This window comes from Cloacibacillus sp. An23 (genome assembly GCF_002159945.1).
Classification (GTDB): Bacteria; Synergistota; Synergistia; order Synergistales; family Synergistaceae; genus Caccocola.
The window spans coordinates 144,726-159,861 of the sequence record NZ_NFJQ01000007.1; the positions used below are offsets into that span (position 1 = coordinate 144,726).

Genomic DNA, 15,136 nt, shown 5'->3' on the forward strand with positions numbered 1-15,136 from the left:
CGCCGGGCGGTTTTTTTCGTACCTTATTGTATTTTTCAAATTATCATGCAAAATCGCGGCGGCTACATAAACACCGGCGCGGCGATTATTCCTACCGCCGCGGAGCAAGCTATGTAGACTATCGGGTGTTTTTTGTATTTTCTGATGAGGAAAAGGATTATCGCGAAGTAGGCTATCCTTCCCCACGGAAGGGCGGAGAGCTGCGGCGCGGCGCCGCCTATGTGGACTACCGCTATGCGGAAGACGTCGAAGCCCGCGGCGGCTATTAGTCCCGTTACGGCGGGGCGCAGGCCGTAGAACATATAGTCTACGTACTTGTTGCCGCTGAATTTTTCAAGCGATTTCGAGACGAGCGTAACGATGACTATCGCCGGGACTATCACGCCGAGCGTCGCTATTATGCCGCCCGTCACGCCCGCTAGGTTGAAGCCGACGTAGGTCGCCATGTTGATGCCTATCGGGCCGGGCGTCGATTCCGAGATGGCTATCATGTCTGTGATGAAGCGCTCGCTGAACCATCCCGTGCGCTGGCTCAGCTCCTGAAGGAACGGGATCGTCGCCATTCCGCCGCCGACGGCGAAGAGCCCTATTTTGAAAAATTCTATGAAAAGCTGAAGCAGTATCATTTACTTCGCCGCCTCTTTCTTCGCCGCGAGCGTTTTATAACTTACGCCGAGCAGCGCCGCGCCGACGATGATCGGTATCGGCGAGACTGAGGTGAATTCCATCAGAACGAAGACGCCCGCGCATACCGCGACGCCGAGCTTATCCTTGACGCCTTTTTTCCAGAGCCCGAGCACAGCGTCGAGTATCAGCGCGACGACGCATATCGAAACGCCGGTCATGGCCTCTTTGACGTATATGTTGTCCTGAAAGTTAGAGAGGAAGGCTGCTATTATGCTGATGATTATTATGCACGGCGAGACGCAGCCGAGCGCCGCGGCTATGCCGCCGGCCGTGCGCCTGACGTGATAGCCGATGAATACGGCGACGTTTACCGCGATGATGCCGGGCAGCCCCTGGCTGACGGCGTAGAAGTCCATCACCTGCTCGTCGCTGACCCATCTCTTTTTTTCCACGCATTCCCTTTTCAGTATCGGCAGCATCGTGTAGCCGCCGCCGAAGGTGACGCTCCCCATTTTGAAGAAGGACAGATATAGATCAAGAAGTTCTTTCATCTTCCGCCACGCAGCTCCTTTCAGGCGCTTCCGCCTAGTTCGTTACTATACTACCAGAGCCGCGAATCGGCTATAAGTGGCTTGCCTGTCAATGCCGGCCAATAATGTAGAATAAAAGCGCGCGCCATAGTTGATGAAGAGTCTCGACTATGTTATTATAATAACGAAGGGAATATACGATATGATAATGACGAGAGAAAGCGACTATGCGGTAAGAATATTAAGGGCCCTCTCCGGCGGCGAAAAGCTTAACGTCGGCCAGATTTGCGACGTTGAGCTCGTGCCTATCCAGTTCGCCTATAAAATTCTTAAAAAGCTGCATAGGGGCGGCTATGTCGAAGTGTTCAGGGGCGTCGGCGGCGGCTGCCGTCTCGCCGTCGATCTCGACAAGGTTTCCCTGTACGACCTTCTTGTGTGCATCAACGAGAACATTTTCGTCAACGCGTGCATGGCGCCGGATTACAAGTGCCCGCGCCGCGACGCGCTATGCGGAGAGTGCCGTTTTCACAGCAACTTGTCGGAGCTTCAGCAGAAATTTGAGGAAGAGCTGAAGTCCCGCAGCATAGCGTCCATGTTCAAATAAGGAATTTTTTTACACCAAAAGTGGAGTAGATATATCAAAAAAAATTTAATGTGTGGGAGGAAAAGTTATGAATCAGTGTTTCGGGTGCAACACATGTAAGAGCGCGGACAAACCGCTCGAGGATTTCATACGCACGCTGCCCAACGAGACTTCGCATCATAGGGTCGCGGGCCAGTCGGTGAAGTGCGGCTTCGGGCTTCAGGGGGTCTGCTGCCGTCTCTGTTCCAACGGTCCGTGCCGCGTGACGCCGAAGGCGCCGAAGGGAATATGCGGCGCGACCGCGGACGTCATCGTGGCGCGCAATTTCCTGCGCGCGGTCGCGGCGGGCTCCGGCTGCTACATCCACATCGTCGAGAACACGGCGCTTAATCTGAAGAACACGGCGCTCGCGAAGGGCGAGATCAAGGGCGAGAAGGCTCTCGAGCACCTCTGCGAGCTCTTCGGCGTGACCGGGGGCGACAAGTACGAGAAGGCGCTCGCCGTCGCCGATATGGTGCTCGCCGACATCTACAAGCCCGCCTACGAAAAGATGGAGCTGGTCAAAAAGATGGCTTACCCGCCGCGCTACGCGAACTGGGAAAAGCTCGGCATCCTTCCGGGCGGTGCAAACGCGGAGATAGTCAACGGCGTCGTAAAGTGCTCGACGAACCTCAACTCCGACCCGGTGGACATGCTGCTGACATGCCTCAAGCTCGGCATATCGACGGGGCTCTACGGCCTCACGCTGACGAACCTGCTGAACGACGTGATGCTCGGCGAGCCGGAGATACGCCCCGCCCCCGTCGGCCTCGGCGTAATCGACCCTGACTACATAAATATAATGATAACGGGCCATCAGCACTCATGCTTCTCGTACCTTCAGGACAGGCTCGTGCAGCCCGACGTCGAGGCGAAGGCCAAGGCGGCGGGCGCGAAGGGCTTCCGCCTCGTCGGCTGCACCTGCGTCGGGCAGGACTTGCAGCTCCGCGGCGCGCACTACACCGAGGTGTTCGTCGGACACGCCGGCAACAATTTCACCTCTGAAGCGGTGCTTTCGACCGGCGCGATAGACGCGGTGCTCTCCGAGTTCAACTGCACCCTGCCCGGCATCGAGCCGATCTGCGACGCGCTCGGCATAAAGCAGATATGCCTCGACGACGTGGCGAAGAAATCCAACGCCGAGTACATGCCCTTCGTCTTCGAGACGCGCGAAGCCGACGCCGACAGAATCATCGACAAGGTGCTCGAATCATACAAGAACCGCCGCGGCAAGGTCGAGCTTCGCCTCATGCCGGAACACGGCAACAAGGACACCATCACCGGAGTTTCCGAAGTTTCGCTTAAAAAGTTCCTCGGAGGCAACTGGAAGCCGCTAATCGACCTCATCGCCGCGGGCGAAATAAAGGGCGTCGCGGGCGTGGTCGGCTGCTCGAACCTCACCTTCGGCGGGCACGACGTGCTCACGGTCGAACTGACGAAAGAGCTGATCAAACGCGACATTATAGTCCTCTCCGCGGGATGCTCGTCCGGCGGGCTTGAGAACTGCGGTCTCATGGAGCCGAAAGCGGCGGAGCTCGCAGGGCCGAAACTCCGCGCCGTCTGCGAAAAGCTCGGCATCCCGCCCGTGCTCAACTTCGGCCCGTGCCTCGCGATAGGCCGTCTTGAGATAGTCGCTACGGAGCTCGCCGCGGCGCTGGGCGTAGACCTGCCGCAGATGCCGCTCGTACTCTCCGCCCCTCAGTGGCTCGAAGAGCAGGCGCTCGCCGACGGAGCATTCGGCCTTGCGCTCGGACTGCCGCTCCATCTCGGCGAGCCGCCCTTCATCACGGGAAGCAAAGTCGTCGTGGACGTGCTCACGGAGCAGATGAAGAGCCTCACGGGCGGACAGGTGATAATAGATCCGAACGCGGCGACCGCCGCCGATACGCTGGAGCGGATAATCCTCGACCGCCGCGCGGCCCTGAACATCTAAGAAAGGAGGGCGGCTGCGATGAAGCGTATTTTTATAGACGCCGACAAATGCGACGGCTGCATGAACTGCACCCTCGCCTGTATGAACGCGCACCGTAACGACGGCGAAGAGGACATCTACACGCTCGACCTCGGCGGCGCTGAAAGCGAAAGCCGCTGCTTCATCCGCCTCGGCGCGGGAAAAAGCTACAAGCCCATATTCTGCCGCCACTGCGACGAACCGATGTGCGTCACGAGCTGCATGAGCGGCGCTATGAGCAAAGACCCGGAGACCGGCCTCGTCACATACGACGAAAACAAATGCGGAGCGTGCTTCATGTGCGTTATGAACTGCCCCTTCGGCCTGCCCAAGCCTGACACGCTCACGCGCCAGAAAGTCATAAAATGCGACTTCTGCGAAGGGCGCGAAGAAGGCCCCGCCTGCGTCAAAGCGTGCCCGAAAGAGGCCATATACGTAGAGGAGGTGCGCTGACATGAAACATCTCATAATCGGATGCTCCGCCGCAGGAATAGCCGCCGCGCGCAAAATACGCGCCCTGCGCCCCGACGACGAAATAACCGTCGTTGCGAAGGACGCCGCGCCGCACTCGCGCTGCATGCTCCACCACTTCATCGGCGGACGCAAAAGCGCCGAAGAGATAAACTTCGCCGGAGCGGACTTCTTCGACAAAAACCGCGTGGAATTCATCGCCGGCGAAGAAATCACGAAAGTGCTGCCCGAAGAAAAGGCCGTCCTCGGCGCTAAAAGCGGCCAGATACACTACGACCGCCTGCTGATCACCACCGGCGCGAGATACTTCATCCCGCCCGTGCCGGGCTTCCGCGACGGTAAAAACGTCTACGGCCTCCGCGACTTGGACGACGCGCGCAAAATCAGCGAAGCGGCGAAAAACGCGAAAGAATGCGTCATAGTCGGCTCCGGCCTCGTCGGCCTCGACGCCGCCTACGCCCTCGCCGAACGCGGCGTGAAATGCCGCATAGTCGAGATGGAAGACAGGCTCTGCCCCTTGCAGCTCGACGAAACGGCAGCCGCGCCCTACAAGGCGCTGTTCGAGAAAGCGGGATGCGAATTCTACCTTTCGAAAAAAGCCAGCGCCGCGGAGCTCGACGCGGACGGCAACGTCGCCGCCGTCATGCTCGACGACGGCACGCGCCTTCCCGCGGACTTCCTCGTAGTCAGCGCCGGCGTGCGCCCGAACATAGAGTTCCTCGAAGGCAGCGGAATAGAGCTCGACCGCCGGATCGTCACCGACGGGCGCATGCGCACCAACGTCCCCGACGTTTACGCCGCCGGCGACGCGGCGGGCCTCTCCGGGATATGGCCCAACGCCGCGCTCCAGGGCGAAATAGCCGCGAAAAACATGTGCGGAGTCGAAGCCGAATACACCGACCGCTACGCGATGAAAAACACCATGAACTTCTTCGGCCTCACGACCCTCTCGCTCGGCCCCAACAACGCGAACGAAGGCGACGAAGTGCTGACCGCCGAAAGCCGCGGCGGATACGCGAAAGCCGTCATTCGCGACGGAAAACTCGTCCACATCACCATCCAGGGCGACATCGGCAACACCGGCTTCTGGCAGGAAATAATAAAGCGCGGCATAAACCCCGCCGTCCCCGGCAAACGCCTGTCGGAGCTAAGCTACGCCGACTTCTGGCGCTACGACGCGGCGAACGGAAAGTATGCGTGGGAGTAGAGACTTGCCGGCGCAGTCCCAGTGTCTGCGAACTTTAGAGAAATGATTCGAGGCCCCCGTGCGGGGGCCTCTTCTTGTACTGCGGATAAACTTTTGTGGAAAACGCGGGGCTCTGTCATGGTTTTCCGGACGCGCCGCCTCTCTCAGACGCTGCCGCCTGAAAAATATTCCTTCGCGAGATTTATGAAAAGCTCTATCGCGGGGCTTTTCCATTTATTTTTATGGTACGAGCAGAAAGCCGTGATGCGGTTTTCCTTGAGCTCGGTTTCCAGTTCTACGAGCTGCCCGCTTTCAAGTTCGCCGCTGACGGCGAAATACGGAAGGAAGGCGACGCCGAGGTCGCTCATTACGCTGCGTTTGATAGCCTCGACGCTCCACAGCTCTATCACGTTTTCGATAAATATGTCGCGTTCGCGCAGGTAGCCGTCGAATATTTCCTGGGAGATACAGTGCTTGTCGTTGCTGATCAGAGTGACGCTCTTGTGCTGCCCGCATGAGACGAAATCCCCTTCTTCGGCGGCGAGCGAAGGCGACGCGACGAGCGCCTGACGGAAATCCGCGAGCTCGTGGGTCACGACGGAGCCGGACGCGCCGCCCACGTTGTAATGCACTGCAACGTCGATTTCCCCGTTCAGCAGCCTGCAGCGCGCCGCGTAGCAGTTCTGCGTCTGCACGAGAAGTTTCACGCGCGGGGCCGCCTCGCGGAAAGCCCGTATAAACGGCTGGCTTTTGTATGTCAGAATCGTTTCCGGCATCGATACGCGCAGCGTGCCGGTGATTTCTCCGCCTGCCTTCCCTGCCGCGCGCAGCCGTCCGCCGAAGGGCTGAAGCCGGCGCGCGATATAGCAGAAACGCTGATAGTGACGACCTCTTCCGCCTCTACGGGCGACCTTGTAAGCAAATTCGGCGACCCCGTGCGCGGCGTTATGATAAGCGCGGTTTTCAAGGCCGTCGGCTTGAACGGAGCGCGCTGGGAAAATTTCGACGAGATCGGCAAAAGCGGCGAAAAGGAGAGAAAAGAGTTTCTCGACAGGGTGAGAAGACTCATATAAGCAGCCGTACAAGCGGCGGTGAAGCGCGGCGCAGGAAGGGATTCCGACGCCGCGCTTCGCTGCGCGTATGCGCTCCGTCCCGGCGTGCCGCCGGAAACGGAAGGCGGGCGCGGAGCTGTTATTCCGCGCAGTCGAGTTTCTGCATTTCGTAGCTTTTGTATATTCCCGCTTCGCGTTTTTTCGTGGCGTTTTCGCTTTTGAACGTGCCGTCTACGATGTTCTTGAAGCCTTTTTTGAGGACGAGCGCTTTGATGTAGCCGAGGTGCGGGCAGCGGTCGTGGTGGTAGTTGTCCGTGACCATGCAGGACGAGAGGTGGACGGCGACCTCGTCTTTCTTGATTCCCGTCGCTTGGGCGAGTTTTTTCGAGAAGTGTTCGAGTTTCGAGGCGAGGCTCGCTCCGCAGCAGCCGCCGCAGGTGAGCGCGATGTAGCGGACGCCGTGAGCGTAGCCGCAGTCTTTGAAGAATCCGGCGCGCTCGTAGAAGCTGTCGGTGCAGGCGAAGCCGCTGCATCTCTGCCGCGCGACGTCGCACTGTATTATGAGTACGAATTTTATGCCCATGTTTCTCCCTCCTGATAGAGTTTTTTGATTTTCCCCACGTCTGAATTATACTATCGCCGCGCCTCGCCGGGCAATTTTACGCGGCGGGTTTCAGCGGCTTCGCGAGTTCGGCTGCGGCGAAGCGGTGATGAAATTCGTGACGTGCGCCTGCGCGGACACCCCTTTGCTGAAAGCGCGGAAGCGCAGCAACGCGCGTCGTTTGCGCGGCGTAAGCCATACGAGAACCGTGCGCCGCCTCCGTTTCCGGCTAATGGATTGGAAGGCGTTTGTGGGGCGGTTCGTCCGTCGTCCGGGGGCGCCGCGGTCATTCTATCGCTTCAAGCTCAGGCAGGTACGGCAGCTCTGCGCTCGGGTCTTTTACGGTGATTTTTGCTTTCGCCGCCGCGCCGCCTGAGTCGGCCGCCGTTATGAGATGTCCGCCGGGCGTCATGGGCCACGCGACTGTACGCCCGCCCTCCGTCGAGCCTATGTATTCTCCGTCGGCGAACCAGTAGAGCGCGCCATCGCCGCCCGCCGCCGTGAGTATCAGCCGCCCTCCGTTTTCGGCGAGCGTGTAGGCCGCGCCGTCGCGCGGCGAGGTTATTTTGAGGCGCGCCGCCGTCCCGGCGTTTCCGCGCGAGGCGAAGAAGCGCGCGAGTTCGTCGGGCCAGACTGTTTTCAGCTCGCCGCCGCGCATTACGTGGATGCGGCAGGGCTCCGTGCTTGTTACGTTTTTTATGACCAAGTCGGTCGTTTTCTGAGGGCAGTACGGATTGCGCGGCGCGCCCGAGAGCGCGCAGAGTTCTGTTTTTTCGACGCCTGTGGGGAGCGCGAACCACGGGTCGTTTTTCTGCGTCAGGCGCAGCATGACGCGCACGGCGGCGGGGGCGGCGGCGGTGAGGCCCGCGAGGTTGGGGCGCGGCCTGCCGCCCGGATCGCCGAGCCAGACTACGAGCGTCCACTCGGGAGTGACTGCGGCGGCCCACGCGTCGCGCATGCCGTACGACGTGCCTGTCTTGAAGGCTATGATTTTCCCGTCGGTTTCCGCCCCCGCGTAGGCGGGGAGATTGCGGCGCGCGCCTTTGAGCGCGTCGAGGACGAGCGCGGCGGAGGCTTCGGAGAGCACGGGCGTCTCTTCTGGGGCGGGCGCGTTTTCGTACCAGACGAGCGGCGCATACCGGCCTCCGGCTGCGAGCGCGCGGTAGGCCCGCGCGAGTTCGAGTGGCGAGGTCTCGCATCCGCCTAGCGCGAGGCTCTCTCCATACCACGCCGCGTCGTGGCTGAGCGAGGTGAATCCGAGACGGCGCAGCAGGCCGAGGACGTTCTCGGGGCCCGCGGCGCGGAACATTTTCACGGCCGGGACGTTGAGCGAGTCTACGAGCGCGGCGCGCGCGGAGACGGGGCCGCGGTAGAGCCGGTCGAAGTTGCGCACGCCCGCCGCTCCGTCGCCGTCGGGAACGTCCGCTATCATAGTCGCGGGGGCGGCGGCTCCGCGTTCGAAGGCGAGCGCGTATATGAAAGGTTTCAGCGCGGAGCCGGGCGAACGCGGCGAGGCTGCGCAGTCCACCCACGCGGCGGGCGCGCCGGTGCCTTCGCGCGCGTTGCCGATGTAGCCGCGCACTTTCGCGGTTTCGTTCTCCACTAGCACGGCGGCGGCCGTGACGCCTTCGTCCATGTTTATGAGCGCGGCGCGCAGCTCTGCGAGCAGCAGGTTCTGTTTGCCGGAGTCGAGCGTCGAGCGGAAGCGCCCGTATTTGTCGAGATGTTCGCGCGCGCCGCCCATTTTCGCGGCCATGTCCGCCGCCTGTATGCGAGCGGAGGCTATGTCGCGCCGCGCCTTCGGCAGAGGCTCGCGCTTCGCGCGGCGCGCCTCCTCGGCGGCAGCGGCGCCGCGCTCGGCGAGCGTGTCTATGAGCCTGTCGCGCAGTTCGAGCGCCCGCTCCGGGTGGCGGTCTGGGCGGTAGTAGGCCGGGCCGCGCAGTATTCCCGTGAGCAGCGCGGCCTCGGCGAGGGTCAGCTCCTTCGCGGATTTGCCGAACCACGCGCGCGCCGCGGCTTCCACGCCGCGCGTGTTGCCGCCGAATGGGACGCTGTTCAGGTAGATTTCGAGTATTTCGTCTTTTGTGAGGATGAATTCGAGAGCCGCCGCCTGCGTGAATTCGAGCAGCTTGTTCGGCAGAGTGCGCTCGCGCGGCACCGCGAGGCGGACGACCTGGCTCGTTATCGTCGAAGCGCCGGAGACGACGCGCCCCACGGTCGCGTTCTGGTACGCCGCGCGCGCGAGCGCGAGCCAGTCCACGCCGCGGTGCGCGTAAAAACGCCTGTCCTCTATCGCGACCGCCGCGGCTGGCATCCAGCGCCCCATCTCGGAGAGCGGGACGGGGAGCAGCCATTCACCCTCGGACGAAAGCCTGCCGCGCAGCGGCGCGCCGCGCATGTCAGTGACGACGAGCGACGATGGGCGGCGCAGTACGCGCTCCATCGGAAGGGCGCGAGCCGCCGCGCCGTATATGCACAAGAATATAAGTATGACGAGGGCGGCTTTTTTCTCCGCCCCCGACATTTTGAAACGCGAAAGGAGAGCGCCGGGCACGCCCGGAACTCTCCCCGATGTTTCTTTATTTCGCGGCATTTACCTTTATCGTGCCGCCGCCGCTGACGCTCGATATTCCCGCGTCGTACATGCACTCGGCGTAGATCTGCGGGACTGCGAAGTAGCCTTCGGTCACGGCGCGCATCGCGTAGCGCCACGTGAGCGGCTTTTCGAGGCGGTCTATGTAGAGGACGAGCCTGTCGTCGCGCTCGTCGGCGGTCACGCCCGCAGGCGTCTGTTCGCCGTCCGCGGCGAGGCGCGCCTCTTCTATCTCAAATCCGGCCGGGAGCGGAAGGACCACAGCCACGTCTTTCAGCGCGCCGGATTTCGGCGTCACCGTGACCGTCGCGGTGAGAGCCGCGCCGCGTTCGACCGAGCCTTCTACGGCCTTGCCGGAGCGCTCCGCTATGCGCTGGCGCAGCTCTATGCCGTCGTCGCGCTGTTTTATCCCGCCGGTCGGGATGTAGGAGACCGACCACGCCGCGTAAAGGCGCGCTTTACCGGTGTTCCTCGCCGTGTATTCTCCGGCTTTGTCGGAGGTCACGGACGGGGTTTTGGCGTTCACTTTTCCGTCGAAGCCTGCGCAGGAGAGCGCGCCTGACGGCGTTCCGCGGCTCGGGTTCGCGGCGAACCAGCGTCCGAGCGAGGCGACCGCGAAGCCGCCTTCCTGCGTCGTGAGACGCGCGCCGGAGTTTATCTTCTCGATCAGCGCCGATGCCGCCGCCGCGGTTTCCGCTCCCGCCGGCTCAGCGTATGTGCGAGCGAGCAGGCGGAGCGCCTCGTCGCGCAGAGCTGAGTCGAAGTTGTCGCCGCCTCCGGCGCTCTTCGGTGCAGCTGACGGCTTGCCTATCAGCGACATGGCTGACTTTTTGTCGCCCGCCGCCGCGTAGGCCGAGGCGAGCAGCAGACGGCCCGACGGGGCCATCTGCCCGGCGTTCTCGTTGAGGCTTTCCATCCACCCGAGCGGCGCTTCGCCCGCGAGCGCGAGCACGAACGAGGCGTATGCGCGCCTCGTCAGAGTGTCGCGCCACGCTTCGTCGCTTTCGTCGCTAGGCGCGGCGGGCAGCAGCGCGCGCGCGTATTCGACGGCGGAGCGCAGAACGTCGCCGGAGACCTCGTATCCCATGCGGCGCGCCTCGAGCAGGAAGTGCGCCCCGTAGAGGCTCTCCCACGGACGCGACCACGATTCGCCGGAGCGTCGCGGGAAGCCGCCGTCGTAGTTCTGGCGCGCCTCAATCGCGCGTATCGCCGAGGCCGCGGCGCCGCCGTCCGCGAGCGCGGGGTCAAGCCCCTTTACGAGCTCCGGCGCGAATATCCGCGTCCACGCCGCCGAGACGGTCTGCTCGAAACATCCGTAGGGGTACGAGGCGAGCATGCGCGCGACGGACGAAATCGAAAGCTGCGGCATAGCGGATAGCGCCGCCGTCACCTGCGCGAAGTTTTCCGCGCCGTCCCTGCCGGCGCCGGGGAGCGCAAAGCTCCATTTCCCGCCAGGCTCGAGCGTCTTGAATCCGCTCTCCGTCACGCGCGGCGCGGCGGGGCGCACCGGCAGCTCCGTCTCGGAGACCGCGGAGCCGCCGGGCCATTCGGTCGTGAAGCGCACCTTCGCGACGCCCGCGCCCTTCGCCTGGAAGCGCAGCGGAACTGTGACGGAGCCGTTCGGCTCTATCGTAAGCTTCTTATAATCGCGGCATGAGAAATCCATGCTTGCGAGCTTTGATTCGTCGAGGCTCTCCGCCTTTAAGATAACTTCTATGGGTTTACCGGTCATGTTGAAGAGCCTGCACGGCGCTTCAAAAACGTCGCCCGGCGCCGCGAAGCGCGGAAGCGACGGCTCCGTCACGACGTCGCGCGCGATGCGCGTCTCCGTCTCGCCCGCGCCCTCGGCGGAGGGCGTCGCGGCTATCGCCATGACGCGCGCCGTCCCCGAAAATTCCGGCACGTCGAGCGTAACGGAGCATTTTCCGTTTTCGTCCGTCCTCGCGCGCGCCGTCAGGCAGAGCGTGCGGAACCTCTGCGCCTGCACCGGGCTGAGGTTGTTCTGCATCTTCATCATGCGCGACGCCATAGCGGCGTCCATCTCGGCCCCCATGCCGCCGCCCGCCGTGAGCAGCGGCGTGCCGGGCTTCTCGGGCGTGAGCATCGAGCCGTAGAGGTCGTAGGTCTCGACGCCGAGCTGCCTGCGTCCCGTGAAGAACTCCCACGGCGCGGGCGTCTCGTAGCCCGTGAGGCCGAGTACCGTCTCGTCGGTCACCATCAGCGTCACGTCCGCCGCCGCGCCCCTGCCCGCCGCGTCCTTCACGGAGAGCGATATTTTATTTTCGCCGGGCTTCATCTCGGGCACGGGCGCAATCTCGACGGTCAGGCGGCTGTCGGAGTTGTCCACGAGCAGCGGCGCGGCTCCGAAAGCGCGCGGCGGCCTGCCGTCCTTCGAGGCGGGGCGCACGACGTGCGCCGTGATCCACGCGTTCGGCTTCATCTCTTCCGTTACTTTAACGGAGAACTCCGCCGTCTTTCCGCTTATCGCGCGGCACTCCTCCCAGCGCGGCGACGAGGTCGCGACGGAGAGCAGCACCGAGCCCACGAACGGGGATTTTATCTTGATTTTCGCGGTTTCCCCGACCTTGTAGCTCTTTTTGTCGGTCGTCACGGTCACGGCGTCCGGCAGCTCCGTGCCGCCCTCGCCGCCAGCGCCGTAGACGTAGAGGCGCGACGATGCGCGCGACGAGCCGTCCGCCGTTTCCACGCGAAGGAGGTACTGCCCCGGTTCCTTCGGCGTCACCGCGCCTTTGCCCACGCCGTCCGTCAGCTTTATCACGCCTTCGCCGCGCGGAATCAGCTCTTCTTCGACCCTGCGGCTCATGCGCCCTTCGCTCTCAAAGACGACCGCGCGGCGCACCGCGAGGAAGAAGGAATATTTCATCTCCTTCACAGGCGCGGGCGAGCCGTCCGTCTTTACCGCCGCGGCGCGGAAATTCACGGCGCGTCCGGGGGCGGCGTTGTCCGGCATATCTATGCCCGCCATCACCTCCGACGGATACCACGGCACGATGACCGTCTCGTAGGTCCAGCGTCCGCCGTCGTCCATTACGCCAGCGCGCACGGAGAGGCCGAGCATCGACGGGACGCTCCATCCGCCGCACTCGAGCGCGGCGACAGCCTTGCCATCCGCGTCGAGCTCGCCGGAGGCGAAGAGGCGGCTTTCGGGCGAGAACTTCTTTTCTTCGTCGCGGAAGGAGAAGCCCTTCCATTTCTCGTGTTCAAAATTTTTGTCTATAAGCCGCAGCTCCGCCTCCCACGCCATGCCGGACGCCGGGCTTCCGAATGCGTGACGCGCGGATATGTTTATCTCCGTTTTGCCGTTTCCGGTGACGGAGGCCGGTTTCGCCGACGCTTCTACGAACATGCGCGGCGAGGCGAAATCTTCGACGTAGACGCTCTTGTAGCAGAGCGCGCGCTCCGAGCCTGGGACGGACAGTTCGAAGCCCCACGAGCCGGTCTGGGCTTCGGCGGGAAGTTCGAGCTCCGAGGCGAAAACTCCCTCCGCCGTCAGCTTCGCGTCGAGCGTCGTCCAGAGCTTGCCGGGCGACCAGACTTTCATCTTCATCGGGAAGGGCTCGGGCGCTTTGCCGTCCGCGCCGCGGACTATCGCGAAAACCGGGATTTTCTCGCCTGGGCGGAAAATGTCCCTCGGCGTCCAGCAGTAGGCGGAATATCCGCGCTCGACCCACGGCAGGCCGCCCGTGTCGAATTCGTCGTTGCCGCCGAAAAGCCCGCTGAAGAGGTTGATGTACGACGCGTCGCCGTCCTTCTCCGCGACCGCCGTGTATGGCCTGCCGCGCTCGTCGTCCGGCGTGAGCGCTATGCGCGCCGTGCCGTCGGCCCCAGTGACGCCCGTTCCGACCGGCTGGTTGGAATGCGACCAGAGCGTGACCTTCGCGCCCGCTACGGGCTTCGCGGTCGATACGGAGAGCACGCGCGCGACCGCGCCGCTCTCGCCTACCGATACGGTCAGCCCGAGGTCCGTGACGTTTATCATGCGCCGCGCCTCGCTCCACGCTCGGCCCTGCCCCTGCGCTATGACGAGGAAGACGCCGCGCTCGCCGCCGAGCAGCGGGCGCAGGTCGAGCGCGCGCCGCGCCGTCTCGTTCGGGCGGCCTTTAACCGAAAATTCCTTCGCGACGACGTAGCGCGAAAGGTCCGTCGGGTAGTTGTACTCGCCGTAGCCGCCGCGCGCCGCGAGCGGGATGTTGTTGTCGTAGAGCTTCCAGATTATCACGCGCAGCCTGTCGAAATTTACGCTCTCGACCGGCACGCGCATCGAATCCTCGGGAGATATGACGCTGCCCGGCTCGGGGAAGCGCACCGACGGCTCGACGTCGGGGAATATGAAGGCGCGGCTCCACTCAGCCGCGAGGGCGCGCCCCGAAAGCGCGGGGAATCCCTTCTTTATCGTCACCTTCACCCTGTCCTGCGGCCCGAAGCCCTTAGACGCAAGCGCGAAGCCGCCGCCGTAGGGCTCGACCGTGAAATCCTTCTTCGGCGAAATCTCTATGAAAGAGGCCGCCTTCGCGAGATCGACGGGCGCGGTCGTCTCTATTATTATCCGCCCGCCGTCCATGCCGGACTCCGCGCGCGCGCCGCGCAGCTCCATCACGAGCGAGCGCTTCAGCTCGACGCTCACGGCCTTCTCAAGTCCGAGCGGCCCGGCCTCGGAGGGAAGCCCCGCCGCTATCGAAAGGAAAAGCCTTTCCGCGCGCGCCGCGCCGACGGAGAGGCGTATCTTTTTCGAGACCGTCTGCGTCAGCGCGTAGTCGTACGTCCCGCCCTTCTCGTCCTTCACCTCGGCGTAGCCGCGCAGCCGTGAAGGCGAGACCGGCAGCGAGAACTCGAGCTCGAACTCCGTGCGCCCGCTTTGCTGGTCGAAATCCGTCTGCTTCGCGCCGGTGAAGGCGAGCGCCGGAGTGGAGAAGGTGAAGCTCCGCGCGCCGGAGAGCGCTTCGCCGCCCGCCGACGCCAGCGAATCGCGAGCGGTAGCCGTGTAGCGCGTCGCGGGCGCGAGCCGTCCGCCCGACGGCGTAAAGACGAAGGTCGAGCCGTCGCGCCACTCGCCCGCGCCCGCTATCTCCGGCGAAAAGACGAAAGGCGACTCGGACGGCGCGAGTTTCTTTCCGACGGCGTCGTCCGCGACTGCGGCCTCGCTGAAGCGCGCCGTTATCTCGACCGCGCCGCCGGTCTCGCCCTGCGGCGAGAAGGAACGGACGTAAAAGCCGCCCTTCCCGCCGAGCACCGGCGCGGCGAAAAGCGCGAGCGCCGCGAAAACGGCGCACGCCGCGAGAACTCCGCCCGAAAGCAATCTTCTGTGCTCCATAGCTATACCTCCGCAAAAGAGTATTTTTCAAGTTTTCCACCGGCATAAGCATACAACGAAAATGTGGAGATTTTAAGCCCGTCGTGTGCGATTTATGTGAGAATCCGCTCCGCGGCACGTGCCTTACGATTTAAGGGAAACCCGGATAAAAACGAAAAATTCAGCCAGCCG

At 63.2% G+C, this 15,136-nt stretch carries 11 protein-coding genes; 5 read left to right on the top strand and 6 right to left on the bottom strand.

Annotated elements, in window-relative coordinates; translation table 11 throughout:
- Positions 1-62 precede the first annotated feature (62 nt).
- Both B5F39_RS08405 and B5F39_RS08410 read right to left on the bottom strand, forming a co-directional pair.
- Positions 63-626: a chromate transporter gene (locus tag B5F39_RS08405; RefSeq protein WP_087365942.1), complete on the bottom strand. Its 564-nt coding sequence runs from the start codon at positions 624-626 to the stop codon at positions 63-65.
- Positions 627-1,178, bottom strand: a complete 552-nt coding sequence (locus B5F39_RS08410) for a chromate transporter (RefSeq protein ID WP_087365945.1) — start codon at positions 1,176-1,178, stop codon at positions 627-629.
- A gap of 133 nt (positions 1,179-1,311) precedes the next feature.
- Here B5F39_RS08410 and B5F39_RS08415 point away from each other — a divergent pair, with 133 nt between their 5' ends.
- The 4 genes from B5F39_RS08415 (at position 1,312) to B5F39_RS08430 (ending at position 5,408) form a co-directional block, all read left to right on the top strand.
- The gene (locus B5F39_RS08415; protein ID WP_239391188.1) at positions 1,312-1,761 is read left to right on the top strand and encodes an Rrf2 family transcriptional regulator; all 450 of its coding nucleotides are present in this window, start codon (positions 1,312-1,314) and stop codon (positions 1,759-1,761) included.
- A gap of 67 nt (positions 1,762-1,828) precedes the next feature.
- On the top strand, positions 1,829-3,712 hold the full coding sequence (gene cooS / locus B5F39_RS08420) for an anaerobic carbon-monoxide dehydrogenase catalytic subunit (protein ID WP_087365948.1): 1,884 nt from the start codon (positions 1,829-1,831) through the stop codon (positions 3,710-3,712).
- 18 nt (positions 3,713-3,730) lie between these two features.
- Positions 3,731-4,183 carry a 4Fe-4S dicluster domain-containing protein gene (locus B5F39_RS08425; RefSeq protein ID WP_087365951.1) on the top strand — a complete coding sequence of 151 codons (453 nt, stop codon included), beginning with the start codon at positions 3,731-3,733 and terminating at the stop codon, positions 4,181-4,183.
- A gap of 1 nt (position 4,184) precedes the next feature.
- Positions 4,185-5,408, top strand: coding sequence for an FAD-dependent oxidoreductase (locus B5F39_RS08430; RefSeq protein WP_087365954.1), 1,224 nt, complete (start codon positions 4,185-4,187; stop codon positions 5,406-5,408).
- Between the two features lie 143 nt (positions 5,409-5,551).
- On the opposite strand, the gene B5F39_RS08435 is transcribed toward B5F39_RS08430, so the two are convergent.
- Positions 5,552-6,250 carry a substrate-binding domain-containing protein gene (locus tag B5F39_RS08435; RefSeq protein WP_255376022.1) on the bottom strand — a complete coding sequence of 233 codons (699 nt, stop codon included), beginning with the start codon at positions 6,248-6,250 and terminating at the stop codon, positions 5,552-5,554.
- Between the two features lie 18 nt (positions 6,251-6,268).
- Between B5F39_RS08435 and B5F39_RS08440 the strand changes: the two genes are divergently transcribed.
- Positions 6,269-6,460, top strand: coding sequence for a hypothetical protein (locus tag B5F39_RS08440; RefSeq protein ID WP_087365960.1), 192 nt, complete (start codon positions 6,269-6,271; stop codon positions 6,458-6,460).
- A gap of 118 nt (positions 6,461-6,578) precedes the next feature.
- Here B5F39_RS08440 and B5F39_RS08445 read toward each other — a convergent pair whose 3' ends face one another.
- The 3 genes from B5F39_RS08445 to B5F39_RS08455 form a co-directional block, all read right to left on the bottom strand.
- Entirely contained in the window at positions 6,579-7,022 is a 444-nt protein-coding gene (locus B5F39_RS08445; RefSeq protein ID WP_087365962.1) for a CGGC domain-containing protein, read from the bottom strand.
- A gap of 304 nt (positions 7,023-7,326) precedes the next feature.
- On the bottom strand, positions 7,327-9,519 hold the full coding sequence (gene pbpC, locus B5F39_RS08450) for a penicillin-binding protein 1C (RefSeq protein WP_158095994.1): 2,193 nt from the start codon (positions 9,517-9,519) through the stop codon (positions 7,327-7,329).
- 100 nt (positions 9,520-9,619) lie between these two features.
- Complete coding sequence (locus tag B5F39_RS08455) at positions 9,620-14,965, bottom strand: Ig-like domain-containing alpha-2-macroglobulin family protein (protein ID WP_087365968.1); 5,346 nt, start codon at positions 14,963-14,965, stop codon at positions 9,620-9,622.
- Between the last annotated feature and the right edge of the window lie 171 nt (positions 14,966-15,136).